General features: G+C 72.0%; 26 protein-coding genes and 1 pseudogene. 7 read left to right on the top strand and 20 right to left on the bottom strand.

Annotation, left to right across the window (positions count from 1 at the left end; translation table 11 throughout):
- Positions 1–3: 3 nt before the first annotated feature.
- From BIU91_RS14670 to BIU91_RS14645, 6 genes are read right to left on the bottom strand one after another with little or no spacing between them, the layout of a single operon-like run.
- Positions 4–921 carry a phosphogluconate dehydrogenase C-terminal domain-containing protein gene (locus tag BIU91_RS14670; protein WP_071406073.1) on the bottom strand — a complete coding sequence of 306 codons (918 nt, stop codon included), beginning with the start codon at positions 919–921 and terminating at the stop codon, positions 4–6.
- Positions 918–1,763 carry a sugar phosphate isomerase/epimerase family protein gene (locus BIU91_RS14665; protein WP_071406072.1) on the bottom strand — a complete coding sequence of 282 codons (846 nt, stop codon included), beginning with the start codon at positions 1,761–1,763 and terminating at the stop codon, positions 918–920. The genes BIU91_RS14670 and BIU91_RS14665 overlap by 4 nt, the downstream gene beginning before the upstream one ends.
- A complete protein-coding gene (locus BIU91_RS14660) occupies positions 1,760–2,575 on the bottom strand; it encodes a triose-phosphate isomerase family protein (RefSeq protein ID WP_071406071.1) in 816 nt (271 codons plus the stop codon). The genes BIU91_RS14665 and BIU91_RS14660 overlap by 4 nt, the downstream gene beginning before the upstream one ends.
- Positions 2,575–3,060 carry a ribose-5-phosphate isomerase gene (locus tag BIU91_RS14655; protein ID WP_071406070.1) on the bottom strand — a complete coding sequence of 162 codons (486 nt, stop codon included), beginning with the start codon at positions 3,058–3,060 and terminating at the stop codon, positions 2,575–2,577. Before BIU91_RS14655 ends, BIU91_RS14660 begins: the two co-directional genes overlap by 1 nt.
- Before the next feature lie 25 nt (positions 3,061–3,085).
- A complete protein-coding gene (locus tag BIU91_RS14650) occupies positions 3,086–4,885 on the bottom strand; it encodes a dihydroxyacetone kinase family protein (RefSeq protein WP_071406069.1) in 1,800 nt (599 codons plus the stop codon).
- Positions 4,882–6,300: an MFS transporter gene (locus tag BIU91_RS14645; protein WP_071406068.1), complete on the bottom strand. Its 1,419-nt coding sequence runs from the start codon at positions 6,298–6,300 to the stop codon at positions 4,882–4,884. Before BIU91_RS14645 ends, BIU91_RS14650 begins: the two co-directional genes overlap by 4 nt.
- A 238-nt stretch (positions 6,301–6,538) precedes the next feature.
- On the opposite strand from BIU91_RS14645, the gene BIU91_RS14640 reads away from it, so the two are divergent.
- The 4 genes from BIU91_RS14640 to BIU91_RS14625 all read left to right on the top strand — a co-directional run bounded on the left by BIU91_RS14640 (position 6,539) and on the right by BIU91_RS14625 (position 9,465).
- The gene (locus BIU91_RS14640) at positions 6,539–7,288 is read left to right on the top strand and encodes a FadR/GntR family transcriptional regulator (RefSeq protein WP_071406067.1); all 750 of its coding nucleotides are present in this window, start codon (positions 6,539–6,541) and stop codon (positions 7,286–7,288) included.
- Between the two features lie 194 nt (positions 7,289–7,482).
- The gene (locus BIU91_RS14635) at positions 7,483–8,163 is read left to right on the top strand and encodes a class I SAM-dependent methyltransferase (RefSeq protein ID WP_071406066.1); all 681 of its coding nucleotides are present in this window, start codon (positions 7,483–7,485) and stop codon (positions 8,161–8,163) included.
- Positions 8,164–8,173: 10 nt separating this feature from the next.
- Positions 8,174–8,983 (top strand): PmoA family protein, encoded by an 810-nt coding sequence (locus BIU91_RS14630; protein ID WP_071406065.1) that lies wholly within the window; start codon positions 8,174–8,176, stop codon positions 8,981–8,983.
- The gene (locus BIU91_RS14625; protein WP_071406064.1) at positions 8,980–9,465 is read left to right on the top strand and encodes a tetratricopeptide repeat protein; all 486 of its coding nucleotides are present in this window, start codon (positions 8,980–8,982) and stop codon (positions 9,463–9,465) included. The genes BIU91_RS14630 and BIU91_RS14625 overlap by 4 nt, the downstream gene beginning before the upstream one ends.
- A gap of 6 nt (positions 9,466–9,471) precedes the next feature.
- Here the strand turns inward: BIU91_RS14625 and BIU91_RS14620 are convergent, their stop codons facing one another.
- Positions 9,472–9,684, bottom strand: coding sequence for a PLDc N-terminal domain-containing protein (locus BIU91_RS14620; RefSeq protein ID WP_253183775.1), 213 nt, complete (start codon positions 9,682–9,684; stop codon positions 9,472–9,474).
- A 132-nt stretch (positions 9,685–9,816) separates the two neighbouring features.
- Positions 9,817–10,722 carry an AraC family transcriptional regulator gene (locus BIU91_RS14615; RefSeq protein WP_071406062.1) on the bottom strand — a complete coding sequence of 302 codons (906 nt, stop codon included), beginning with the start codon at positions 10,720–10,722 and terminating at the stop codon, positions 9,817–9,819.
- Positions 10,723–10,832: 110 nt separating this feature from the next.
- On the opposite strand from BIU91_RS14615, the gene BIU91_RS14610 reads away from it, so the two are divergent.
- On the top strand, positions 10,833–11,630 hold the full coding sequence (locus BIU91_RS14610) for an SDR family oxidoreductase (RefSeq protein ID WP_071406061.1): 798 nt from the start codon (positions 10,833–10,835) through the stop codon (positions 11,628–11,630).
- Positions 11,631–12,134: 504 nt separating this feature from the next.
- Here BIU91_RS14610 and BIU91_RS18995 read toward each other — a convergent pair.
- Both BIU91_RS18995 and BIU91_RS14600 read right to left on the bottom strand, forming a co-directional pair.
- Positions 12,135–13,547 (bottom strand): GAF domain-containing serine/threonine-protein kinase, encoded by a 1,413-nt coding sequence (locus tag BIU91_RS18995; RefSeq protein WP_071406060.1) that lies wholly within the window; start codon positions 13,545–13,547, stop codon positions 12,135–12,137.
- A 187-nt stretch (positions 13,548–13,734) separates the two neighbouring features.
- Complete coding sequence (locus tag BIU91_RS14600) at positions 13,735–15,678, bottom strand: family 43 glycosylhydrolase (protein WP_084741313.1); 1,944 nt, start codon at positions 15,676–15,678, stop codon at positions 13,735–13,737.
- A gap of 104 nt (positions 15,679–15,782) precedes the next feature.
- Here BIU91_RS14600 and BIU91_RS14595 point away from each other — a divergent pair, with 104 nt between their 5' ends.
- On the top strand, positions 15,783–16,388 hold the full coding sequence (locus BIU91_RS14595; RefSeq protein ID WP_071406059.1) for a dihydrofolate reductase family protein: 606 nt from the start codon (positions 15,783–15,785) through the stop codon (positions 16,386–16,388).
- Between the two features lie 12 nt (positions 16,389–16,400).
- On the opposite strand, the gene BIU91_RS14590 is transcribed toward BIU91_RS14595, so the two are convergent.
- From BIU91_RS14590 to BIU91_RS14545, 10 genes are all read right to left on the bottom strand, one after another.
- The gene (locus tag BIU91_RS14590) at positions 16,401–16,889 is read right to left on the bottom strand and encodes a hypothetical protein (RefSeq protein ID WP_071406058.1); all 489 of its coding nucleotides are present in this window, start codon (positions 16,887–16,889) and stop codon (positions 16,401–16,403) included.
- A 95-nt stretch (positions 16,890–16,984) separates the two neighbouring features.
- On the bottom strand, positions 16,985–17,848 hold the full coding sequence (locus BIU91_RS14585; RefSeq protein ID WP_071406057.1) for an ABC transporter permease: 864 nt from the start codon (positions 17,846–17,848) through the stop codon (positions 16,985–16,987).
- Entirely contained in the window at positions 17,845–18,777 is a 933-nt protein-coding gene (locus BIU91_RS14580; RefSeq protein ID WP_071406056.1) for an ABC transporter ATP-binding protein, read from the bottom strand. The genes BIU91_RS14585 and BIU91_RS14580 overlap by 4 nt, the downstream gene beginning before the upstream one ends.
- A gap of 198 nt (positions 18,778–18,975) precedes the next feature.
- Positions 18,976–19,461 carry a luciferase family protein gene (locus tag BIU91_RS14575; protein ID WP_253183773.1) on the bottom strand — a complete coding sequence of 162 codons (486 nt, stop codon included), beginning with the start codon at positions 19,459–19,461 and terminating at the stop codon, positions 18,976–18,978.
- A gap of 49 nt (positions 19,462–19,510) precedes the next feature.
- The gene (locus BIU91_RS14570) at positions 19,511–20,368 is read right to left on the bottom strand and encodes a hypothetical protein (RefSeq protein ID WP_071406055.1); all 858 of its coding nucleotides are present in this window, start codon (positions 20,366–20,368) and stop codon (positions 19,511–19,513) included.
- Between the two features lie 31 nt (positions 20,369–20,399).
- The gene (locus tag BIU91_RS14565) at positions 20,400–20,939 is read right to left on the bottom strand and encodes a GNAT family protein (protein ID WP_071406054.1); all 540 of its coding nucleotides are present in this window, start codon (positions 20,937–20,939) and stop codon (positions 20,400–20,402) included.
- Positions 20,940–20,957: 18 nt separating this feature from the next.
- A complete protein-coding gene (locus BIU91_RS14560) occupies positions 20,958–22,691 on the bottom strand; it encodes an AMP-binding protein (RefSeq protein ID WP_253183774.1) in 1,734 nt (577 codons plus the stop codon).
- A gap of 46 nt (positions 22,692–22,737) precedes the next feature.
- Positions 22,738–23,388, bottom strand: coding sequence for a haloacid dehalogenase-like hydrolase (locus BIU91_RS14555; RefSeq protein ID WP_084741311.1), 651 nt, complete (start codon positions 23,386–23,388; stop codon positions 22,738–22,740).
- Positions 23,385–24,056: an HAD-IA family hydrolase gene (locus BIU91_RS14550; protein ID WP_084741310.1), complete on the bottom strand. Its 672-nt coding sequence runs from the start codon at positions 24,054–24,056 to the stop codon at positions 23,385–23,387. Before BIU91_RS14550 ends, BIU91_RS14555 begins: the two co-directional genes overlap by 4 nt.
- Entirely contained in the window at positions 24,053–24,568 is a 516-nt protein-coding gene (locus tag BIU91_RS14545; protein WP_071406052.1) for a GNAT family N-acetyltransferase, read from the bottom strand. Before BIU91_RS14545 ends, BIU91_RS14550 begins: the two co-directional genes overlap by 4 nt.
- 198 nt (positions 24,569–24,766) lie before the next feature.
- On the opposite strand from BIU91_RS14545, the pseudogene BIU91_RS14540 reads away from it, so the two are divergent.
- Positions 24,767–25,014, top strand: a pseudogene (locus tag BIU91_RS14540) (hypothetical protein); the annotation flags it as partial.

Below are 25,014 nucleotides of genomic sequence, written 5' to 3'. Positions count from 1 at the left end.
GGCTCAGCGCCGGACGGCGTCGATCTTGAGCATCTTCGCGATGACCGAGTCGAGCTCGCTGTCGTCGAAGACCTGCTTCCAGTCCTCCTTGATGAGCTTCTCGCGGCCGTAGCCCATCGCGATGTGGCAGGCGTCGGAGAACGGGTTCGAGCCGCGCAGGCCGTTCGTGAGCGCGATCCAGGTGTGGCCGTAGAGCATGGCGCGGGCGGCCTCACGGGGCACGCCGACACCGGTGACGGTCTCCTCGAGGGCGTCGTTGAGGAAGTCGCCGATCATGCAGGCGATCGTCTCGACCAGGGTCGGCTCGAGCACGGCCAGCTGCTTCACCGTGACCCAGTGCACCTGGATGACCGGGGCGTACATGGTGGTGATGACGGCCTCGGCGACGGCCTTGGCGCGGTCGCCCTCGTCGCCGAGCGACTCCGAGGCGTCGAAGGCCGCGATGACCTCCTGCGGGGCGGCGATGCCACCGAAGGTGTCGTCCCACTCGGCCTTGGTGGTGCGCTCGAGGAACACCGACGGGTGGCACGGGTGTGCCACGGCGTAGTGGATGTCCTCGCGCTTTGCGAGGAGACCGGCGTAGGCGGCGGCCGGGTCGAGCGTCAGGATCGACGCGCCGGGCTTCATGACGGGGACGAGCTGCTCCGAGATGGTGCCGAGCAGGACGTCCGGGACGGCGAGGATGACGACGTCGGCGGCCTTCGCGGCGTCGAGGCTGTCGGTGATCTCGCGGCCGAGGGCCTGGATGCGCTCCTGCCCGGCGGGCGAGGCCTCGCTGTACAGGGTGGTGTACTCGCTCTTCGCGAAGTTGTTCGAGACGCGGGTGCCCATCTTGCCGCCGGCACCGATCACGGCGACGGTGACGTCGGCCGTGCCGGATCCGGCAGCGACGGTGTGGGTGGTGGTGACGGTGTCGGTCATGATTCCTTGCTCCTGATGTACTCGATGGTGTGTTCGGTCCACGCCGCTTCGATGCGGGTGGTGGTCTGTGCGGGGGTCTCCCCCGGCAGGGGTTCGGCGCCGGCGTGCTCGTCCTGCCACGGCAACCAGAACTCGATGACGCGGTTGATCCCCCGGGTGTCGGGCTCGACCGCGGCACGGACGGCGTCGTGGTCGAGGACCCCGGTGCCGATCGGGACGCCGGTGTACTGGAACCCGACCCAGCCCGGTGAGCGGGTGAAGGCGGAGTCCTTGACGTGCCAGTTGACGACGTGCGGGGCGGTCATCGCCACGACGTCGGCCGGGTGTTCGAGTCGGGCGACGGTGTTCGCCGGGTCGAGGCAGATGCCGAGGTGGTCGGAGCCGATCGCCTGGACGACGGCGAGGAGGTCGGCGGTGGCGACGACCTCGTAGGTCTCCAGCGCGAGGGTCACGCCCGCGCGCTCGTAGGCGGGGAGCGCCTGCCGCAGGCGTCGTTCGGTCTCGGCCGCGTCGGGCTGGTCGTCACCGCTCGTCCACATGCTCCGCACGAGCGTCGCGCCGAGCTGCTGCGCGACGTGCAGGTACCGGGCGAGGTGCTCCGGCCGGGTGCCGCGGGTGCCGACCTCGAGCGTGAGACCGAGGTCGGCGGCCAGGGACCGGATCGAGGCCAGGCGCTCGTCGGTCGCGGTGTCGAGCGGCAGGTGGTCGCAGATCTGGAACAGGTCGACGCCGTCGTGGGTCGCGGCGTCGCGCAGGGCGTCGTCGAGGGACAGCGGCGACGGGACGCGGTCGGACATGCGCCAGAAGTAGGCGTAGGTGGAGAGGCCGAGCAGGGAGGTCATGCCGGTGCTCCGTCCTGCGTCGCGGCCAGCGCCTCGGCTTCGTCGAGGATCGTGCGGATCGCCTCGGGGTCGTGGGCGAAGCGGCCGAGGAACAGGCCGCCGATGCGTCCGGCACCGCGGGTCAGCAGGCCCGTACCGGCGCTGCCGCCGTAGATCGCGACGGACCCGGCGAGCTCCGGCCGGGTCGCCAGGTGCTGCTCGATGCCGGCCAGGACCGCGACGATGTGCTCGTCGGGCGCGGGCTGCGGGGCGCCGATCGCCCACACCGGTTCGTACGCGGCGATGAGCGGTCCGGCCAGGTCGTCGGCGGTCGCGGTCGCCAGGAACCGGTCGAGCTGCGCGGTGACCTCGGCGATCGCGGCCGCGGGGTCGCCGTCGGCGGCGCGCTCGGTCTCGCCGATGCAGACCAGGGGCCGCAGGTGGTTGCGGTACGCCGCGTGTACCTTGCCGGCGATCTCGTCGTCCGTCTCGTGGAACAGTTCGCGTCGCTCGGCGTGTGCGATCTCGACGAGGTCGACCCCGATCTCACGGAGCTCCGCACCGGAGACCTCGCCGGTGAACGCGCCGCTGTCCGCCCACGCCAGGTCCTGGGCGCCGAGCGTCACGGGGGCGTCACCGATCACCGCACGGACCGGGACGAGCGACGGGAACGTCGGCACCACGAAGAGCTCGACCGCGCCGGACCGAACCGCCGGGTGGCTCCGGGCGATGTCGGCCACGGCGGCCGCCCACGCGAGCGTCCGGGCGTGCGAGAAGTACATCTTGAGCGACACCCCGATCGTCACCGGGGCGGCCGCCGTGGTCGCGGGCATCAGGCGTCGGTCCCGACCGGGGCGGAGCCGTCGTAGGCGCAGATCGCGTTGACCTTCTCGGCGCTCGCGCTCGTCTGGTCGAAGGTGTAGCCGAGCCACTCCTTCGCCATCCGGCGCGCGACCTCGACCCCGACGACGCGCTGGCCCATGCAGAGCACCTGGGCGTCGTTCGACAGGATCGAGCGCTCCACCGAGAACGAGTCGTGCGCGGTCACGGCGCGGATGCCGGGGACCTTGTTCGCCGCGATCGCGACACCGAGGCCGGTGCCGCAGATCAGGATCGCGCGGTCGGCCTCGCCGTTCGCCACCAGACGGGCGGCGTCGACGGCGACGTGCGGGTAGGCGGTGTGACCGTCGGCGTCCACGCCCACGTCGACGACCGAGGCCACGCGGGGGTCCTTCGCGAGGTCGGCCTTGATGACTTCCTTGTAGTCGAAGCCGGCGTCGTCCGAACCGACGACGATGCGGAACTGCTGCTCACTCATGCGGATGTGCCTTTCGTGGTGGGGGTCAGGCGGGGACGGCGATGGTCGCCAGGACCGCGGCGGTGATGAGCGCGAAGGAGATCGCGCCGGCGTCCGGGGTGCCGACGGCGTCCTCGCCGTGGGTGCGGGCGCGGCCCATCCGGGGCAACAGATCGGCCGTGGCGTCCGCCGCGGTCTGTGCTGCGGCCGAGGCGGCCGACCAGGCGTCGACGAGTTCGTCGCCGGCGTCGACCCGGGCGGAGAAGACCTGGTCGAACGGCACGAGCGCGTCGACCATCGTCTTGTCGCCGGGGACGGCCCCGAATGCGAGGACGGCCTCGGTGGCGGCGTGCACCGCGCTCTGGACGGTGGCGGGCGTCGGACGGGACTCGTCCCCGAGGACGCGACCCAGGGCCTCCAGGGCGGCACCCCAGATCGCACCGGACGTCCCACCGGCCTTGTCGGACCAGGCGTCTCCGGCGATCGCGAGGACCGAACCGGCGCCGGCGCCACGGGCGGCGGCGTCCTGTGCCGCACGGTCGGCGGCGGTGGAGCCGCGCTGCATGCCGATGCCGTGGTCGCCGTCACCGGCGACGGCGTCGATGCGGCCGAGCTCGTCGGCGTGGTCGTCGATCGTGGCGCGGATCGCGGCGATCGCGCTCGCGACGCGGACTGCTGCGGCCTGGGACTCCTCGGTGCCGGGCGTCACGGGCACGACCACGCCGGCTTCGAGGACCTCGACCGGCACCGGCTGCTGCGGGACGGCGCCGCCCTTGCGGTAGGCGGGGGCATCGGCCGGTGCTGCCCAGAGCTGTTCGAGTTCGTCGTCGAGCCAGAACAGGGTGAGCGAGACGCCCGCCATGTCGAAGCTCGTGACGAGTTCGCCGACCTCGGGCTCGACGACGACGATGCCGGCGTCGGTGAGCTTCCGCTGGACGGCGCCGAAGACGACGAAGAGCTCCTCGTACTTGACCGAGCCGAGGCCGTTGAGGATCGGGACGACGCGGGGGGTGGCGGGTGCTGTTGCGGTGTCTGGTGCGGTGCCGGTGCCGGTGCCGGTGCCGGTGCCGGTCCCGGTGCCGGTGCCGGTCCCGGTGCCGGTGCCGTCGGGTCGCTCGGTGAGGAGTTTGTCGACGAGCAGGTCGGCCAGGCCGTCCGCGGTGGGGACGTCGGCCTCGGCGATGCCGCGTTCGCCGTGGATGCCCATGCCGATGGCCATGCGCCCCTCGGGGACGGTGAAGAGCGGCTCGTCGGCGCCGGGCAGGGAGCAGCCCGAGAACGCGACCCCGAAGCTGCGGGTGCGGTCGTTGGCCCGGGCCGCGATCGCGGTGACCGCGTCGAGGTCGTCGCCGCGTTCCGCGGCCGCGCCGGCCACCTTGAACACGCAGAGGTCCCCTGCGATGCCGCGGCGCTTGTGTGCCTGGTCGGCGGGCGCGGACGCGACGTCGTCGGTCACGCGGACCGTCCGGACGTCGATGCCCTGTGCCTCGAGTGCCCGTGCCGCCGCGTCGAAGTTGAGGACGTCACCCGCGTAGTTGCCGTAGCTCAGCAGCACGCCGCCGCCGTGCTCGGACGCCTTCGCGACCGCGGTGACCTGCTGGGCGCTCGGGCTGGCGAACAGGTTGCCCATCGCGGCACCGGCCGCCAGGCCGTGCCCGACGAGGCCGCCGAAGGCCGGGTAGTGGCCGGAGCCACCGCCGACGACGAGCGCGACGGTGCCCTCGGGGCTGGTGGTCGAGCGGGCGACCCCGCCGTGCACCTTGCGCACCCGGGCGTGGTTGGCGGCGACGAAGCCGTCGACCATCTCGTCGGCGAAGTCCGCCGGGTCGTTGAACAGGCGGGTCATGCGCCGGCCTCCTTCGCGATGGCGGTCGGTCCGTCCGTGGCCGCGACCGCGGTGTCGGCTCCGGACGCCGCGGCGGCCACTTCGTTGCGCTTCGTGTTCCGGCCGAGCACGAACATCAGCACGCTCGACAGCACCATGAAGAAGCCGACGATGAACATCGGGACCTGGTACCCGCCGGTCCACTCGCTGACCGCGCCCGTGATGTACGGGGCGGCGAACCCACCGAGGTTGCCGACGGTGTTGATGAGGGCGACCCCCGCGGCTGCGGCGGCACCGGTCAGGAACTGCGTGGGGACCGTCCAGAAGTTCGGCAGGGCCGCGAAGATCGCACACGCGGTGATCGCGATGACCGCGACGGTGGCGGCAGGACTGTTCATGTAGAGCGCGACCGGGATGCTCAGGCCACCGACCAGGGCCGGGACGGCGATGTGCCAGACCCGGACGCCACGGCGGAAGGCGTCACGCGACCAGAAGTACAGGACGACCGCGGCCGGCACGTACGGGATGGCCGTGATGAGGCCCTTCTGGAACAGGTCGAACGTGGTGCCGAACTGCTCCTGGAAGCCGTCGATGATCGTCGGCAGGAAGAAGCTGAGTGCGTAGAGGCCGTAGATGAAGCCGAAGTACACCGCGGCGAGCATCCAGACGCGGCCGGAGCCGAAGGCCGCACGCAGGCCGCCCTTGCCGTGACCGGCGCCGCCGCCCTTCGCGGCACTCTCGGCAGCGAGCGTCGTCTCCAGCCAGACCTTCTCGTCCTCGTCGAGCCACTTCGCCTGCGACGGCTTGTCCTTGAGCACGAAGAGGCACAGGACGCCGACGATGATCGCCGGGATCGAGACGCAGAGGAACATGAAGCGCCAGCCGGCCAGGCTGCCGAGGATCCCCTCGTGGGTCATCAGCCAGCCGGCGAGCGGGGAACCGATGACGCTCGTGAGCGGCTGCGCCAGGTAGAACAGCGCGAGCATCTTGCCGCGGTGCCGTGCGGGGACCCAGGTCGACAGGAACAGGATCGCGCCGGGGAAGAAGCCGGCCTCGGCGATGCCGAGCAGGAAGCGCAGGCCGACGAGCTGCGGGTAGTTCTGCACCCACGTGAAGAGCAGGGACACGATGCCCCACGTGATCATGATGCGGGCGAGCCAGATCCGGGCACCGAACTTGTGCAGCGCCAGGTTGGACGGCACCTCGAGCACGAGGTAGCCGATGAAGAACACACCGGACGCGAAGCCGAACTGGGCAGCGGTCAGGCCGAGGTCGGCCTCCATGCCGTTGGGGGCGGCGAAGGAGATCGCGGTGCGGTCGAGGAAGTTGATGAAGAACATCAGTGCCACGAACGGCACGATGCGGATCGCGATCTTGCGGATGGCCGTCTTCTCGACGACCGAGGTGGGGATGCCTCGCGTGGCGGGGATGTCCACGATGACTCCTGCTCGGTGGGGGTGGTACGACTCCCGTCCTGGCGGCTGCGCCGGGATGGTCCGTGCTGCTGCGCGGATCGGGAGCGGGCGCATCGGTGCGCCTGATCCAGTGTGCGTCTCGGTCGGCCAACTTGTCAACCGGTTGACCATTTCGCGCGCGCTGCTGCCTTCTTCGCGACGCTGGTCGCCTCGGCGCTGCTCCCGCCGCAACCGGTTGACCGACCGGTACGCTCACTCCATGCCCGCGTTCAGCCCGGACGACCCCCTCAACATCCGACTCGAGCTCGAGTCCGTGCCCGTCGGGTCCCCCGCCTCGGTGGTCGCCCGACAGCTCGTCTCGCTGCTCACCGCCGGCGAGCTGGCCCCCGGCTCACGGCTGCCCTCGGAGCGGATCCTGTCCGAGCGGCTCGGCGTCGGACGCTCGGCCGTCCGTGAGGCCCTCGCCGCCCTCGAGATCCTGGGCATCGTGCAGATCCGCCCCGGCTCGGGCACCTACCTGCGCGGAGGCACCTCGGACCTGCTCCCGACAACCCTGTCGTGGGGGCTCATGCTCGCGTCGAACCGCACCCGCGAGCTGCTCGAGATCCGGTCCTCGCTGGAGCGCACGGCCGCGATCCTCGCCGCACAGCGCGCCACCGACGAGCAGATCACCGAACTCGGCGAGTACCTGGTCCGGCAGGAGGCGACGCTCGACGACCCGCAGGCCTTCATCGACGCCGACGTCCGGTTCCACGTCCTGCTGGCGCGGGCGTCGGGCAACGACGTGCTCGCCGACCTGCTGCAGAGCCTGCGCTCGATGCTGAGCGTCTGGGTCGCGCGGCGCGTGCAGACCCGGCAGGCGACCGAGGCCGCGTTCCACGAGCACCGCGCCGTCTTCGAGGCCTTGCGCGCCCGCGACGTCTCCGCCGTGCAGCGCGCGATGGACGCGCACATGGCCACGGCGAGCGCGCGCATCGAGCACGCCGAGCCGCTGCCCGCCGACGAGTAGCGGGGCGCGCGCACGTGCTCGTGCGCGCGCGCTTCGTGAGCAGGAATGGTCGGGTCCGTCGAGCCGACCCGACATCTTCTGCTCACGATCGGGGCGGACGGGAGGCCCGGGGCGCGCCCGCCCTGCACCGTGCGGTGTTGCCGGGTCGGCAACACCGCTTGGGTCCGGCCCGGCAGGTGCGCTGGAGTACGTGCATGCACACCCACCACGACGGCTCCGCCGCCGGATCTGCCACCGATGCCACCGCCGCACCGTCCGCCCGGGAGTGGTGGGAGGCCCGCTACGCCGAGCGCGACGGCATATGGTCAGGCCGGGTGAACGCCGTGCTCGCCTCGGTGACCTGGGGGCTGCCGGTGGGGCGGGCGCTCGACCTCGGCTGCGGCGAGGGCGGCGACGTGGTGTGGCTCGCCGAGCAGGGGTGGGACGTGACGGGCATCGACCTGTCCGTGACGGCGCTCCAGCGCGGTTCGCGGGCCGCCGTCGCCGCCGGGGTCCAGGAGCAGACGGCGTTCGTCGCCGCGGACCTCGCCCGGTGGGACACCGCCGCGCGGTTCGACCTGGTGACGGCCTCGTTCCTGCAGTCGTGGCCGGTGGAGATCCCCCGAGCCGACATCCTGCATCGGGCCGCCGGCTTCGTCGCCGCCGGTGGGCACCTGCTCGTCACCGCGCACGCCGCTCCGCCGCACGACGACCTGCCGCCCGAGCTGCGGGAGTACCGGTTCCCCGCGCCGGCCGACGACCTCGCCGCCCTGCAGCTCGACGACCGGTGGGACGTCCTGGTCGCCGAGGTCCGGCCGCGCACTGCGACGACGCCGGAGGGTGATCCGCACGAGGTGCTCGACAGCGTCGTGCTCGCCCGGCTGACGCGCGGGTAGCGTCGGTGGCGTGAGCACCGACGACGGCATCCGCGGACTCGTCGTGGACGGCGTCGAGGTCGCCGTCGAACGCAGCGGCGCCGGCACGATCGCCACGTCGTCCCCTCGTCCGTACCTGCACCCGGTCCGGACCCTCGGTGGCACCGTCGTCAGCGCGCACCACCCCGGCGACCACGACTGGCACTGCGGTGTCGGCGTCGCAATCCCGGACGTCGACGGCGTGAACTGCTGGGGTGGCCGGACCTACGTCGAGGGGCTCGGCTACGTGTGGCGTGACGACCACGGCTCGGTCGAGCTGGTGCACGCGGCGCAGCACGACACGACGTCCGCCGAGGAGCTCGTCTGGCAGGGCCCGGACCGCACGGTGGTCCTGCGCGAGGACCGCACCCTTCGCTGGCGCGCCGTCACCAGCGGGTGGGAACTGTCCTGGTCGTCGTCGTTCCGGGCCCCCGGTGACTCCCCCGTGCACCTCGGCGGTCCGGGCAGCAACGGCCGGACCGGAGCGGGCTACGGCGGCTTCTTCTGGCGGTTCCCCGAGTGCACGGGAGTGGTCATCCGGACCGCCGATGCCGAGGGCGAGGCCGCCGTGCACGGCTCGGCCGCACCCTGGATCACCTGGTCGGCGGTGTTCGACGGCGGCCCGGCGACGATCCGCGTCGAGGCCGTCGACCACCACGACCCCTGGTTCGTCCGCGCCGAGGAGTACCCCGCGATCGGCTCGGCACTGGCGTGGGACTCCCCCGCCGTCGTGCAGCCCGGCGCTCCGCTGGTCCGCTCGTTCCGCGCGACGATCACCGACGGCGGTACGCTCGCCGGATGAGCACCGGGGACTGGGAAGCACGCGTCGCGGCGCTGTGGGACGACGAGACGATCGACGATCAGCAGCGGATCGAGCGGATGCGCGACCTCGCCGCCGGCGCTCCGCACCCCGCACTCGGCGCGTTCGAGCTCGGCGGCGCCTTCGACTCGGGCGGCCACGAGGCCGAGGCCGACGTGCAGTACGCCGCCGCGACCACGGCCGGCCTGGACACGGTCGACCCGGACCGCGCCGCCAGGATGGTCGTCCAGCACGCCTCGACGCTGCGGAACCTCGGCCGGATCGACGCGGCCATCGCGATGCTCCGCGACGCGCCGGAGCACTCCGCCACCGGGGCGGCACCCAAGGTGTTCCTCGCGCTCGCCCTGCACAGCGCGGGACGCTCCGCCGAGGCACTGCGCGTCGCGATCGAGGCCGTCGAGCCGACGCTCCCCCGGTACCACCGGTCCGTCCGTGCCTACGCTGCGGCCCTCACCGAGGACTGACGCGCGTCAAGCGTTCCGGCGCTGCAGCGCGTCCGCAGCCTTGCCGAGCAGCCAGTTCACGGCCCAGCCCAGCACGCCGATCACGGGCAGCGCGAGGATGACCACCGTCCACAGCACCTTGACCACCTGCGTCCGGCGACGATCGTGCCAGACCTGCACCAGCGCCACGGCCTCGAGCGCCAGCAGCACGAGGAGCACCACGGCGTGTGCTCCCGACACGTTCGTCAACACGAGCGGTCCTCTCCGAGGCGACGGTCGTCACCCGCATGGATGAGAGTAGGGGCTGCCCGGACTCGTCCGCGTCATCCGTCCGACTGACCGCGCGGTCGGTCTGGCGATCACGCTGGCAGGTCAGGCGATCGCGACCTCGCCCCGCGCGAGCAGGTCACGGGCCCGACCGGCGTCGGCAGCCGGTGGCCGGCCGTGCAGGGCGCGGTAGTCGCGCGAGAAGTGCGAGGCGCTCCGGTACCCCACCGCGACAGCAGCCTGGGCGGCGGTGTCACCGAGCACGATCATCCGCCGCCGGGCCTCCCCGAGCCGCAGCCGCCGCAGGTACTGCACCGGGCTCATCCCGGTGACCTGCCGGAAGCGCGCGAACAGCGTCGACTCGCTCGTCCGGACCGCCGCGGCCAGGCCCGCCACCGACCACGGGTCCGCCAACCGCTCGGTGAGCAGGGCGGTGGCCGCTGCGACGACGTCGCCGTCGCGGTTCCCGATCGCGGCCAGGATGCGCGGTGCCTGGTCGGTCTGCAGCAGGCGGAGCACGACCTCGCGGGTGACGAGCGGGGCGAGGACCGTCATGTCCTCCGGAGCATCGAGCAGTCCGACGAGTCGTGCGAACGCGTCCGCCAGCGCTGGTGTCCAGCTGCCCAGTCGTGCCGGCGGCGCCTCGTCCTGGTGGGGGCGGGACATCGCCGTCGCGACCTCGGCCACCACCGCGGGGTCGAGCTGCCAGACGACCGCGACGAACCCCGCGGGTGGTTCGACCTCGACCACCCCGGCGATCACGGGCAGGTCGACCGGCGTGATGATGAAGCGCTCCCGACCCCAGAGCTGGTCATCATCCCCCACTATCGAGCGCTTCCGCCCAGCGAGCACCACCGACACCGACGGCGTGTAGCGCTGGTACCCGAGGTCGGTCGGACGGTCCACCCGGGCCAGGCGGAGGCCGATCCGTCCGGCGCGCTCCGTGTCGTCCAGGTGGGCGAGGACGCTCTGCAGCGCACGGTCCAGCCGGTCCGAGGTGACGTCGTCCATGTGCCCATTCTGTCGAGGCATCCGGCGCGAGGGGTGCCCGTGCAGGATCCGGCAAGCACTCCGGAGTCCTGGGCAATCACCGCCGGGTCCGTCGGACCGAGCATCGGAGCATGCAGACCAACGAAGCACTCCTCGACTCCCTGACCACCGACGACCGACTGGCCGGCCGCACCGCACTGGTCACCGGCGCCTCGAGCGGCATCGGTGAAGCCGTCGCCCGTGTCCTCGCCGCCTCCGGCGCCACCGTCGCCGTCGCCGGCCGCGACCCCGAGCGGACGCAGGCCGTGGTGGACGCCATCACCGTGTCCGGAGGAACCGCCGTGGCCGTGGTCGGCGACCTGAACACCCATCCCGATGCGGTCCGCGACCTCGCCACCCGCGCCACCGAGGCCCTCGGCGGCCGGGTCGACGTCCTCGTCAACAACGCCGGCGTCTACCCGGTCGGCCCCACCGCACTGCTCGCCGACGACGACGCCGAAGCCCTCTGGGCCACGAACGTCCGTGCGCCCCACGTGCTGGTCGGAGCGCTGGCGCCCGCGATGGTCGAACGCGGCTCGGGCGTCGTCGTGAACATCGGCTCGTGGATGTCCCGCGTCGGCGTCCCGTTCACGGCGCTCTACCCGGCGACGAAGGCCGCGGTCGAGCAGCTGACCCGCGCCTGGGCAGCCGAGTTCGGACCGCACGGCGTCCGGGTGTCGACCGTGTCGCCCGGGGCCACCGCGACGCCGGGCAACGCGGAATCGCACGACGTCCTCGCGCAGATGACGGCGGGCACCCCGGCCGGCGCACCCGTCCGACCGGTCGACGTCGCGTTCGCCGTGCGCTGGCTGGCCTCCGACGAGGCGACCTTCGTGCACGGCGCCACGATCGACGTGGACGGCGGCCTCGCCGCGACCCGCCTCGGCTGAGCGCGCCCACCACGAGCGGGCGGAACACCCGGGTCGGCTCGCGGAGGCACCCCGGCATTTCGCCCGCTCGGCAGCGCCAGCCGACGCGCACGAACCCCCACCACCACGAACGGGCGAAATGCCCCGGTCCTCTCGCGGAACCACCTCGGCATTCCGCCCGCTCGGCAGCGCCAGCCGACGCGAGCGAACCCCCACCACCGCGAACGGGCGGAACACCGGGGTCGGCACGTGGAGGCACCTCGGCATTCCGCCCGCTCGGCGTGAGTCGGTCAGCCGGGGCATCGGATCCGCGAGTGGTCACGACGCACCGCTGGCAGGTGGTCGTGCGGTCACGGACCGTCGCGCGGGAGCCCTCCAGGCGACGGGGCGCGACCGCTCGGCGGACGGCGTCGGCGGGGCGGCGTGCGACGGATCGTGACCGCTCGGCGGACGGCGTGGGCGCGGCGGTGGGCGCGACCACGGCACGGTCGGGAGGCGCGGTGCGGGCTGGCACCGGGCCTCCCGTCAGGCGGTGTGGTCGCCGACCACCCGTGGGACCGGCAGCGAGTCGCTGGTCGTGCGGAGGGACTCCTGGCGGATCTCGAGCTGCGAGACGGCGAGCGCCGCCAGGTCACGGAGGTTGGCGAGGTCGTCCTCGGTGGCCTGCCGCGGGCGGGTGTCGAGCACGGCGAGCGTGCCGATCGGCGAGCCGTCGTGCTTGACGAGCGGAACGCTGACGTAGAAGCGGATGCCGAGCGGACCGGTGACCAGGGGGCTGTTCCGCATCTCGGGGTGCGCGGAGCCGTCCGGGATCACGACGGGGACGGGGACCGGGGCGAAGCCGTTGCGGAAGCTGATGCTGCGGGCTGCCTCGTCGACGCCCTCGGCGATGTACGACTGGGACCACTCGCGGTCCTCGTCGAGGACCTCGACCAGGGCGATCGGTGCGTCGAAGAGCCGGGCCGCCATCGCCGTGGTGCGCTGCAGCGACTCGTCGGGCAGGGTGTCGAGGGTCGCCGGGCGGTCCGTCTCGGAGCGCGTCGGTACCGGTGCCGTCTCGTCGGTCGGCTCGACCACGTGGTCGGCCGTGGCGGTCTCGGCGATCACGACGTCGCGGAGCATCGTGACCAGCTCGGCGCCGAGCGGACGGGCTGCGGGGTCCTGCGCGGTCATGGCACGGAGCAGGTGCTTCCAGTGCTCGGGCAGGGGCTCGGGGACCACGGGATCGCGGGACAGCCGGGCGACGGCGGACTCGACGAGGGAGCCCGGGAACTCGCGGCGGCGCGTGAAGCACTGCAGCAGCACGAGGCCGAGCGAGTACACGTCGCTCGGCGGGCCGACCTCGCCGCCGCGCGCCTGCTCGGGGCTGAGGTAGGCGGCGGTGCCGGTGGTCACACCGTCGGCGGTCAGGCGTTCGACACCGGCAGCGAGCGCGATGCCGAAGTCGGTCAGACGCGCGCGGGCCCGGTCAGAACCGTTGCCGTAGTCGACGAGCAGGATGTTCGACGGCTTGATGTCGCGGTGCACGACGCCGTGGGCGTGGATGTAGTCGAGGGCCTCGGCCATGTCGTAGCCGATCTCGGCGATGTGCCGCGAGGCGAGCGGGCCGACGGCCAGGCGCTCCTCGAGGTCCTGCCCGACGACGAGCGACATCACGATGTAGCGCTGCTGGGTACCGTCCTGCCCGGTGACGACTCCGGCGTCGAGCAGGCTGACGAGGTTGTGGTGCTCGAGCGACGCCAGCACGCCGAGTTCGGCCTCTTGCCGGGCGATGTCGACGATGCCCGCGTGGAAGAGCTTGATCGCGACCGGGCGGTGCAGGCTCTCGTCCACACCCCGGTAGACGACGGACATGCCGCCCTGGCCGATCGCTTGCTCCACGCGGTACCGACCGTCGAGCAGCGGCGCGCTCGCGTCGTGGTCTTCCGTCGGGATCATCCAACCCTCGTTCTCGGCTCCGGCACCAACGATGCATCTTCGCATCCCGACGGGTATCTCGGTGACGGGCGACGTTTCGCGGCTGAACGCGCCGTCGTGCGGCTTGCGAGACACCCGTGTTCGCGGGTCGAACACGCGCAGAACGCGGTTCAGCCTGCGAACACCGGTGTCTTGCGGGTACACCCCTTCAGCGACGCATCGCGACCGTGCTCACGCGGAGATCCTCGAAGGTGCTGGTGAAGCCGGAGCCCCCGAGCGAGATGAGCCCGACGCGGGGTGCACTGCCGAGGTCCGCCGTCCAGGTCCCGCCCCGGACGAAGTGCCGCCCGTCCAGGCTCGTGTAGGCCGTGTACCGGTCCTCACCCCGGACCTGGCGGTGGACGATGCGGAGCGTGGTGGTGTCCCCGACCGGACCGACGACCATGTTCCCGTAGCTCGGCGCCCCGGCCGGTTGCCCGGACACCTGCTTGCCGAACTCCGTCTGGCGCGTGTTGAAGATCGAGTTCGAGGTGAGGCGGACGTAGTTGCCGTCGTCACCCCACACGATCAGGCCGCCCTGCACGTAGTTCAGACCGTCGCCGGTGGCCGGAGTGTCCACCCCGACCGTGGTCTGGAGCACGTAGTCCCCACGGGGTGCCGGTTCGGACAGCACCGATGCGAGCGGCGTCGCCGGCGGGTGGATGTCGGCGTCCTGCGTCTGCCAGCGGAACGTCCCGTCGGCGACGGTCCACGTGGACGGGTCGGGCTCACGCGCCCAGGCGAGCTGGGCCGGCAGCGCTCCGGGCGCCGCCCCCGGCAGCGCGGCACCGTCGAACGAGGTCGACAGTGCCCGGATCGTCCGCCCCGGCACGTCGACGGGAGCGGTCGACGCCCGGTACGTCGGCCGTTGTCCCGGCTGCGCGACCGGCCCCGGCTGCACCGTGTCGGACGGCCCGGCCCCACCGCGGACGACCGGCCAGCCGCCCTGCCAGTCGAGCGGGTCGATCAGCGCCGGCCGCTTCGTGTAGGTCGGCTGCCCCGCGTAGTACGGGTCGTTCCGGTCGGCCGCGTGGTAGATGATCCAGTCCTGGCCGGCGAAGTCGGTGACCACGGTGTTGTGGCCGGTCCCGACCCACCGGTTGCCGTTCTGCGCGAGCAGGGGCGTGCCGCCGACCCGGGTGCTCGTGATCGCCACACCGTCGCGGTCCGTGAAGGGTCCGAGGGGGCTGCGCGACCGGGCGACGAAGACGCCGTAGCCGGTCAGGGCGCCGTTGCAGCAGTTCGTCGCGGAGCCCATGAAGTACCACCAGCCGCCGTGCCGCATCAGGTACGCGCCCTCGTAGCGGTTGTCGATCGCGATCTGCCGCTCGGTCGACGGGTCGGAGCGCAGGCCGTCGGCGCTGAGGCGTCGGACGTTCACGCCGCCGAAGTAGCTGCCGAAGTACAGGTAGGTCGTGCCCTTGTCGGTGATGACCTCGGGGTCGAACGCCCACCGTGCTCCGTCGCCGTTCGGTGCGGTCTGCGGTGCCACGACCGGGCCGCCGGAGTCCTTCCACGGCCCCGTCGGGCTCGAGCTCGTCGCCACCCCGACCGCTGAGCCGCCGCCGCTCGGTCCCGTCGCCGACGGGGTGTCCGAAGCCGCGTAGTACAGGTACCAGGTGCCGGCCCGGCCACGGTCCCCGGCACGGTACACGACGTCCGGCGCCCAGATCCCGTTCGCGTCGCCCACCCAGGAGGGCTTCGTTGGGAACGCGTCGTTCACGTAGGTCCAGTGGGTGAGGTCGGTCGACCGGTACGTGGGCACCGCGTGCTGCACCAGGGACCCGTCCGGGTTCTGCTCCGTCGCGGTGAGCGCGTCGGTGGTGCAGTACAGGTACCAGTTGCGGTCGCGTCCGGCTCCGTGGATCACGGTCGGGTCCGCGCAGCTCGCCGCCGTCTGCCCGTCCGGCAGGCTGAGCGCGACCGGGTTCTGGTGGCTGGGTGCCGCGCGGCCGTGCCGGCTGGCGGCACTCGACGCCGCGGTCGTGGTGGTGGTCGCCCGGGTGGTCCCGACCGGCACCGCGGACGCATCCGCTGGTCCGGCCTGGAGGCCCGTGGTCGCGACGCCGAGGAACGTCACGACGGCGAGGAGTGCGGTGGACGATCGGCGCATGCCTGACCTGCTCTCGTCGTTGAGGGAGGTGCTGCTGGAGGGACTGCGGGTGTCGACGGGCGACGTGCGCGAGCGTACGCTCGGCTCGACGAAGGAGTCATGCCATGCCCGCGAGGTTCGTCTACTGGATCAACGTCTCGGTCGACGGGTTCGTCGAACGGGCCCCCGGCGAGCACGACGGCCTGGACGGGCCCGACTGGATCCGGATCGACGAGCCGCTGCACCGCGAGTTCAACGCCCGCGCCGCGGCGATGACCCTGTCCGTCGAGGGCCGGGTGGTCCGCGACATGATGGACCCGTTCTGGCCCGACGCCCGGCACGACGAGTCGATGCCGCAGTACCTGCGCGAGTACGGCGAGATCTGGACCGCGCAGCCGAAGGTCCTGGTGTCCCGCACCCGGACGACCGCCGACCACGACACCCGGGTCATCGGTGGCGACGGCGACGCGATCGCCGAGCTGGCCGCGATCCGTGCCTCCGGCGACGGCGCCATCGGCGTGGGCGGACCGAGCATCGCGAGTCAGCTGCTCGATGCCGGGCTGCTCGACGAGGTCATGCTCTTCACGCACCCGTCGGTGCTCGGCGCCGGCCGCCCGTTGTTCGATCCGCCGCGCTCGGGGCACCGCCCGCTCGTGCAGCTCGACCTGCTCGAACAGCAGCGCTACGACAACGGCGTCACCCTGCACCGGTACGACGTCCGGCGGTCCTGAGCGCTCGGGGGGTCAGTCCTCGACGGGCTCTGCGCCGATCACGCGGACGTTCCAGGCGCTGTCCCGGTCGCTGTCGAACCCGTTGAAGGAGACGCTGTCGACGTCGGCACGCCAGGTTCGCCGCAGGTCGATGCGTTGCTCTCCGTCGCCGCAGGGCATCGCCTCGGTGATGTGGTTCCGAGAGGTGCCACCGGAGACGATCATGACGGAACCGCTCATGTGCCCGTCACCGAAGCACGAGAACTCGAGGTGGTCGACCGTTTTCGGGTGCGCGAACGTGATCGTGACACCACGGTCGATCTCGTCGTCGTTCCCCGTCGCGCTCTGCCCGGCGGATTCCGGGGCGTACATCGCCCCGAGATCCCGGTCCGAGTGCGTGGCCATCTGCCGCTTCTCCCAGGCGGACAGCGCTGCCTCGTCGACAGGCGGCGGACCGGCGCAGCCGGCCAGCAGGACCACGCCCGCGATCGCGGGCAGGAGCAGGGCGGGGACGGAACGCACGCTGTGAGCCTAGTGACGCCGTGGACCCGCACCGCGGAACGACGGGAGGCGCGGTGCCAGCTGGCACCGCGCCTCCCGGCCGTGGGGTGGTCGCGTCAGACGTCGCGACGGCGCGCGAGCGTCAGGGCGAGGCCACCCACGACGAGCACCTCGGCGGCGAGGACGCCGAAGCCGCCCCAGCCGTTCAGCACGACTCCGCTGTTGTCGGCGGCGCTCGCGCCGTCGTACGAGTAGGCGTAGAGCTGTCCACCGGCCGAGTCGGGCAGGAACGACATGATGTCCATCGGCCAGTCGACCTTCATCAGCCCGGCCATCAGGCCCAGGACCACCGGCAGGACCAACAGGATGCCGAGCGTGATCGCGATGCCACCGGCGCTCGAACGGACGAGCAGACCGATGCCGTAGGCGAGGAGCGCCAGCAGGGTGAGGAAGACCGACGAACCGAGGATCGGCAGGAACACCGAGGGGTCACCGATCTCCGGCTCGACTCCGTTGCCGGCCAGCAGCGGGAGCGAGATGAGGACGCCGATCCAGGTGGCGACGGCGCTGACCACGAAGGTGGTGAGGGCGAGGACGGTGGCCTTCGCCAGGATCACGCCGGAGCGGCGGGGGTCGGCGGTGAACGTCGAGCGGACCTGGCCCGTGCCGTACTCACCGGTGATGATGAGGACGCCGAGCACCCCGACGACGAGCGACGAGAGCAGGACGCCGACCGTGTTGACGTTCACGACGGTGCCGTTGGCGATGTCCGTCGGCAGGTCCTGCCCGCCGCTGTTCGTGTTCGCTCCGACCAGCGCGGCCATGCCGATCGTGAGGACGACCAGGATCGCGTAGCACCAGAACGTGGACCGGATGCTCCGCAGCTTGATCCACTCGCTCCGCACCAGGTGCGGGAACGACAGGCGGGTCGAGCCCGGCAAGCTCGTCGACGGCGTGGTGGGCGAGGTGGTGGCGCTCATCGGGTGCCCTCCGATCGGTACTCGACGTCGTCGCGGGTGAGGGCCATGTAGGCCTCTTCCAGGCTCGCGCCGGTCGGGGTGAGTTCGTGCAGGGGGACGCCGGCCTGTGCGGCGATGTTGCCGACCGTCGGTGCGTCGGGCCCGACGACGAGGAACGAGCCGTCCTCGCGCTGGGTGACCGCGGCGTTCGGGCCGATGGCGTTGAACAGGCCGTTCGGGTCCGGCGTGCGGACGATGACGCGGCTGACGGCGGCATCGGTGCCGGCAGCGGCGCCACCACCGGCGACGAACTCGGCGATCGGGGCGTCGGCGAGGACCTTGCCCCGGCCGAGCACGACCACGCGGTCGGCGGTCTGTGCCATCTCGCTCATCAGGTGGCTGGAGAGGAACACCGTGCGGCCGTCGGCGGCCATGCGGCGGGCGAGCTGACGCACCCACACGACACCGTCGGGGTCGAGGCCGTTGACGGGCTCGTCGAGGATCAGGGTCTTCGGGTCGCCGAGCAGTGCGGCAGCGATTCCCAGGCGCTGCCCCATGCCGAGCGAGAACCCGCCGACGCGCTTCTTCGCGACGGAGTCGAGGCCGGTCATGTCGATGACCTCGTGCACGCGGGACTTCGGGATGCCGTGGGTCGCCGCGAGCGAGAGCAGGTGGTTGTAGGCGCTGCGGCCCGAGTGCACGGCCTTCGCCTCGAGCAGGGCGCCGACCTGCCGGAGCGGGTCGCGGAAGCTCGTGTACGGCTGGCCGTTCACGGTGGCGCTGCCCGACGTGGGCCGGTCGAGCCCCATGATCATGCGCATCGTGGTGGACTTCCCGGCGCCGTTGGGCCCGAGGAAGCCGGTCACACTGCCGGGACGGACGACGAAGGAGACGTCGTCCACGGCGGTCTTCGGACCGTACTGTTTGGTGAGATGGCTGACTTCGATCACGGCCTCGACGCTACGGGAGGGGCCGTCGGCGCCGCGTCCGCCGTTGGGGGGAGATGGGTGCTCCCACAGGGTGACGCGGGGGGGGTGGCGCGGGCGCGGGTCGGCATCGGCGTCGCGCGGGTTTTCGCGCTGAGCGACAGTTCACGCGCGCGGCCGGCCGTGAGGTGTCGCTGGGCGCGAAAGGTCGGCGCGCCGTGCTCAGACGGGCTGGTGGGCCGGACGCTCATCCCCAGGGTCGCGAGCGAACGCGAGGCTCTCCTCGATAATCGACAGCACGACCGCGAGTTCCTCGACGTCGCGCGGTCCGTAGACCATGAACTCGGTCCCGTGGTCCTCGTACTGGTGCGGGATCGCCCAGCCGAGCTCGGTCAGTTCGGCTCCACGTGCGACCGGGAGGCAGAGGTGGACGGAGGTGTCCTCGACGCCGTGCAGGTGCACGGGCTCGAGTCGTCCGTCCGGCGCCAGTGACGTCCACGGGACGACGTGGTCGTGCTGATCGCGCAGGAACAACGCGCGTGACGACACCGGCGACACCTGGCTGTGCCCCTCTTCGACGCCGGGCAGCGCGACGGCACTCCCGACGAGCGCTCCCCACAGTTCCGGCGTCGCGCGGTCGGTGAGCTGCCGCTGGGGACCGGCGTCGGACACGGCGGGCCGTTCGCCGCGGCGGATGGACCTGATCACCGCTCGACGATACCCTCTCGGCCGGGTTGCGTCGCTCCTGTTCGGGCCCTCACGAGGAGGGGGAAGCGTCCGCGTCGACCTCGTACGCTTCGAACCGGTCGTCGGCGAGGATCGCGTCGATGAGCGACCGCGACCCGGCGACGATCGTCGAGTCCCAGTCGATCTCGGTGGCGAGCACCCACTCGTGCCCCTCGGGCCAGAGCATCTGCGGGGTGTGCCCGACATCGACGTACGTGCCCACGCGGGCGTCGTCCGTCCAGGACGGGTCGCTGAGCTGCGGCAGGGACATGGAGAGCAGGAAGCACTCGCGGGCCGGCCACGGGAAGCGCGGACCCGCGAGCGACTCCCGGAGCGCAGCCTGCTCCCGCCGGTGCTGCGCCTGGGCCCGGGCCATGTGCGCCTGCATCTCCACGCGCTCGGCCGCCGTCGGCTCGCCGCTCCCCTGCCACCCGAAGCCCAACGTCGACGCGTTCAGGTCGCCCCATCCGTCCCAGACCGCCCCGACCAGGTCGTCCGGCGTCGACGTCGCCTCGGCGAGGAGCCCGGTGAGCGCGGCGAGCTGTTTCGGCTCGTACCAGCCCTCTTCGGGCGGATGGACGACCCAGCCGTCCTCGAAGGGCAGGTCCGACTCGTCGTCCCGACCGCTGAGCGTCTGCCACGACACGAGCGGGTCGATCGTCCTACGGGTGCGCTCGGCGACGTCGGCCCAGCGCCACTCGGCCGACTCGAGGACCGGGTGCTCGTCGTACTCGTCCACGCTCGTACGGTCCTCGCGATCCGCACGGAGCGGGTGCAGGATCCGGGCGTACGCCTCGAACCCGGTGCCCGCGACGCCGCCGAACGTGGCGAACGCGCCGGCTCGGGCCAGCAACCAGTCGCCGCGCGTGACGTCCTTGATCAGTTCCACGTGCCGAGCCTAGGACTGACCGGGGCAGCCGTCAGGACGTCGTCCGGACCTCGAAACCGGGCAGGTCCGGCACCGGATCGGTCGCCAGCCGGGCGTGCGTCTCCACGTCGAACCGCTCCGAGCCGTACCGGAGCTTCTGCCGTTCGACGCCCTCCGCGCGGAACCCGGCGGTGGCGGCGACTCGACACGACGCGAGGTTGTTCGAGCGGTGTCCGAGTTCGAGGCGGAAGAGCCCGGCGTCGAACGCCCAGGTCGACACACTCGTCAACGCACGAGCGGCGAGCCCACGGCCGCGAGCACCGGCCGCCAGCCAGTAGTGTGCCCAGGCCGTAGCGTGCCGGAACTCGATCGCCGACAGCCCGACGTTCCCGACCGCGACTCCGTCCTCCACGATGGCCCAGTTCTTCGCCTGCTCGTCGAACCGCAGCGCGCCCCTGATGTGCGCGCGGGCATGCTCCTCGTCATCGAGCCCGACGTCCGGGAACTGCGTCGCGAGGTCCGGGTTCGACCGACTGGCGACGAAGAGCGCAGCCGCGTCGTCGAGCGACCACGGGCGCAGTACGACGACCATGTGTGGTCTCCCCGACCGTCAGCCGGCAGCGGGCCCGGCCTGCGGGCGGGGTGCGCGGAGGCCGGGAAACTCGTCGTCGCGCCACTCGCCTTCGGCGCGCGTGCCGTTGCTCACCGACTGCTCCTCGCGCTCCCGCAGCTCCACGCGGCGGATCTTGCCCGAGATGGTCTTCGGGAGCTCCGCGAACTCGACGCGGCGGACGCGCGCGGAGGCGGGGAGAGCCGTGCGTGCGTACTCCAGGACCTGCCTGGCGGTGTCGGCCGACGCCTCCCATCCGGTGGCCAACGTGACGTACGCCTTGACGACGTTGAGACGGGCGTCGTCGGGGGCCGGGACGACCGCGCTCTCGGCCACGGCCGGGTGCTCCAGCAGGGCGCTCTCCACCTCGAACGGCGACACCTTGTAGTCCGAGGACTTGAAGACGTCGTCGGTGCGGCCGATGAAGGTCAGCTCGCCGTCGGCGTCGCGGACGGCGATGTCGCCGGTGTGGAAGAAGCCGTCGCGCATCGACGAGGCGGTGCGGTCGGGGTCGCCGAGGTACTCGGCCATCAGGTTGACGGGCCGCTCGGTGAGGTCGAGGCAGACCTCGCCCTCGTCGCCCGGTTCGCCGGTGACGGGGTCGAGCAGCGTCACGGTCACACCGGGGAGCGGCTTGCCCATGGCGCCGGGCGTGACGGCGGCGCCCGGGGCGTTGCCGATGATCGCGGTGGTCTCGGTCTGCCCGTAGCCGTCGCGGATGGTGAGCCCCCACGCCGCCTCGACCCGGCCGATGACCTCGGGGTTGAGCGGCTCGCCGGCCGAGATGAGCTCACGGAGCGCGCGCGGCTTCACGCCGAGGTCGGACTGCAGCATCATCCGCCATGCGGTCGGCGGCGCACAGAACGTGTTGACCTCGGCCTGCTCGAGCTGCGCGAGGAGTGCGGCGGGGTCGAAGCGCGCGGTGTTGTGGATGAACACGGTTGCCTCCGCGATCCACGGCGCGAAGAAGCAGCTCCAGGCGTGCTTGCCCCACCCGGGCGAGCTGATCGTCAGGTGCACGTCACCGGGCCGGACGCCGAGCCAGTACATCGTGCTGAGGTGCCCGACCGGGTACGACGTCTGGGTGTGCACGACCATCTTCGGCTTCGACGTCGTGCCGGACGTGAAGTAGACCAGGCACGGGTCGGTCGTGCGGGTGACGACGTGGGGACGGACCTCGTCGGCGGGAGCGGGCTCACCCAGGTCGCTCGGGTACTCCGTCCACCCGTCAGCGGGACCGCCGATGACGATGCGTGTGAAGGACCCGCGGACGTCGTCGTACTTGTGCGTCTCGCTCCGGTTCGTGACGACGTGCGCCACCGAGCCCCGGTCGACGCGGTCCTGCAGGTCGGCGGTGTCGAGCATCGTCGACGTCGGCAGGATGACGGCACCGAGCTTGATCACGGCGAGCATGGTCTCCCAGAGCTCGAGCTGGTTGCCGAGCATGACGAGGACGTGGTCGCCCTGCTGGACGCCGAAGCCGTGCAGTCGCGCGGCGAGCCGATCGGACCGTGCGGCCATGTCGGCGTAGCTGAGCCGCTGCTCACGACCGTCCTCCTCGACGATCCAGAGCGCGGTGCGGCTGTTGTCGGTCGCGATGACGTCGAACCAGTCGGTCGCCCAGTTGAACGTGTCGCCGACGTCCGGCCAGCGGAACCCGGCGCGTGCCGCTTCCGGAGAGTCCGCGGCGAGGAGCTGGTCGCGGGCGGCACGGTACGCGGCGGTCGGGTTCACATCAGGCACGGACCGATCATGCCGCATCCGTCTCAGAGCCGATCGATCAGGCGAGTTCCCGGAGCCAGCGGTCGAGCCAGGGGATGATGCGCGAGAGGTCGTCCGCGTCGATCGCGTCACTCGCGGCCGCGCGTGCCGTCGGACTCGCGTTGAACGCCAACGCACTGGGGAGCGCCTGGAAGAGCGGGATGTCCGAGCGGCTGTCCCCGACGGCGCAGCAGCGTTCGATCGGTACATCGAGGTCACGAGCGAGCGCGAGCGCCCGGTCCCGCTTGTCGAACTCGTCGAAGTGCTCGGCGACGGTGCCGTCGTGGACGCCGCCGTGCTCGCCGACTCGGGGCCCGCCGTTCGGGACGAACCCGAACCGCCGCGCGAGGGAACGGGTCACGGGTTGCCACGCGAGCGACGCGAGCACGGGTTCGACGTCGTGGGCACGGCACCACGCGACGACGGTCTCGGTTCCGGGCAATACCGGCAGGCCGTCGAGCCACCGGTCGACCGTCGCGACGGACGTGCCACGCCACCCGCGTGCGTCGACCTCACTGACCTGCTGGTTGGTGAGATCGCCGGCGGCGTAGCGCGCTTCTGCATCGTCGAGCGCGTCCTGGTGCCCGAACCGGGCGGCCAGGAAACTGCTGCTGGAACCGGGGCTGACGAGGGTTCCGTCGACGTCGAAGAACACGATGCCGACGGTCACTGCTGACCGCTCCCCCGCACGACCGCCTCGAGCACCCGGATCGTCTCGTCGGTGTCGACGTGCAGGTGCGCCCCGATGCCGAGTGCACGTGCAGCCTCGATGTTCTCCGGCACGTCGTCCACGAAGAACACCTCGTCCGGGTCCGCCCCCAAGCGCTCGAGCGTGATCCGGAACGCCTCGGCGTCGGGCTTGTTCACACCGATCTCGTGGGAGTAGCAGATCGGGTCGAACACCGCCGAGAACCGGAAGCGCCGCTCCTCTTCCTCGCGAGCACCATCGCCAGAGTTCGACAGGATCGCGAGGCCGATGGTGCCGCGAAGTCCGGCGAGGAAGTCGTACAACGGCTGGTTCAGCGTTCCGCAGTACGCATCCCAGAAGTCGGCCCGCATGACGGCGAGCTGGTCGGCCCCGAGGTCGAGCGCTGTCCCGATCGCGCCCCAGTACCGGTCGACGACGCCGGTCTGACGGGAGGCGTCGGGCAGGTCCGCTGCGACGAGGCGTGCGGAGAAGTCGTCCGTCGTCATCCCGAGACGCTCGGCCCACCGCGCCCGGAAGTGCCCGGGCCAGGCGGCGTCATCGACGAGTTCGAGCACGCCGCCCACGTCGGACAGCAGCCACCGCACGACGGGCCCGGCAGCCCCGCCAGCTCCGTCCGTCCCGCCGCTCACAGCGATCCCCGCAGCTGCCGGATCATCTCGAGCTCGAGTTCGCTCGGATCGAGGACGTACGCCTCGGTCGCACCTGTCGGCTCGTAGCCACGTCGGGCGTAGAAGGCCTGCGCGCGGTTGTTCCCCTCGTGCACGTGCAGCCGAAGGGCTGATCCGTGCGCCGCCGCCCACACCTCGATCTCGTCGAGCAACGCATCGGCGACACCGGCGGTACGACCCCGGTGCGACGGTGCGACGTAGACGCCGACCAGGAGCGGCCCGACGCGGGGGCCGGGGACGAACACCCCCATCGTCCCGAGCCACCGGCCGTCCGCACCGATCGCGGCGAGGGTCGTCCCGCCGACGTCGTGCTCACGGCGGCCGCGTTGCCGCCAGTCACGCTCCTGCATCCGCTCCGCATCGGCGAGCCGCTCCCCGTACGCCTTCGGGGTGTCCCGGAGCATCTCCAGCCGCAGTGCCCGAACGGACTCCCAGTCGTCCTCCGTGGTCGGTCGGATCGTCGTTCCCCGCATGACCCGAGCCTAGGGGTGACAGGCCCGGAGAACTCGTTCCAATCCGACTGGCGGACGACGCCGAATCACCTGCAACGACCGGGAAACACCCGGAGCGCTCACCAGCCGCACATCGCTGGTTCTCCACCCCACCAAGGGTGTGTTCGGCGCGCACACAGCAACCGCGCCGAGCGCGACAACAGCAAAGGACTGATCACGATGCGTAAGAGCCTCAAGACCTCCATCACCCTCGCCACGACCGGTGCCCTCGTCCTCGGCGGTGCCGCGTTCGGGATCTCCTCCGCCCAGGCCGCCACCCCCGCGATCCACACGGTGTCGTCGTCGTCGTCGAAGATCCCCGCACCCGTCGCCTCGGTCCCCGAGGTCCTCGGTGGCTCCACCGCCGTGAAGCTCGACTCCGGCTTCACCGACGCCCTCACCGCCCTGAAGCTCACCCCCGGCGTCTC

The sequence above is a fragment of the Curtobacterium sp. MMLR14_002 genome (genome assembly GCF_001864975.1).
In the GTDB taxonomy this organism is placed as follows: Bacteria; Actinomycetota; Actinomycetes; order Actinomycetales; family Microbacteriaceae; genus Curtobacterium; species Curtobacterium flaccumfaciens.
This window is presented reverse-complemented; position numbering and strand designations above follow the sequence as displayed.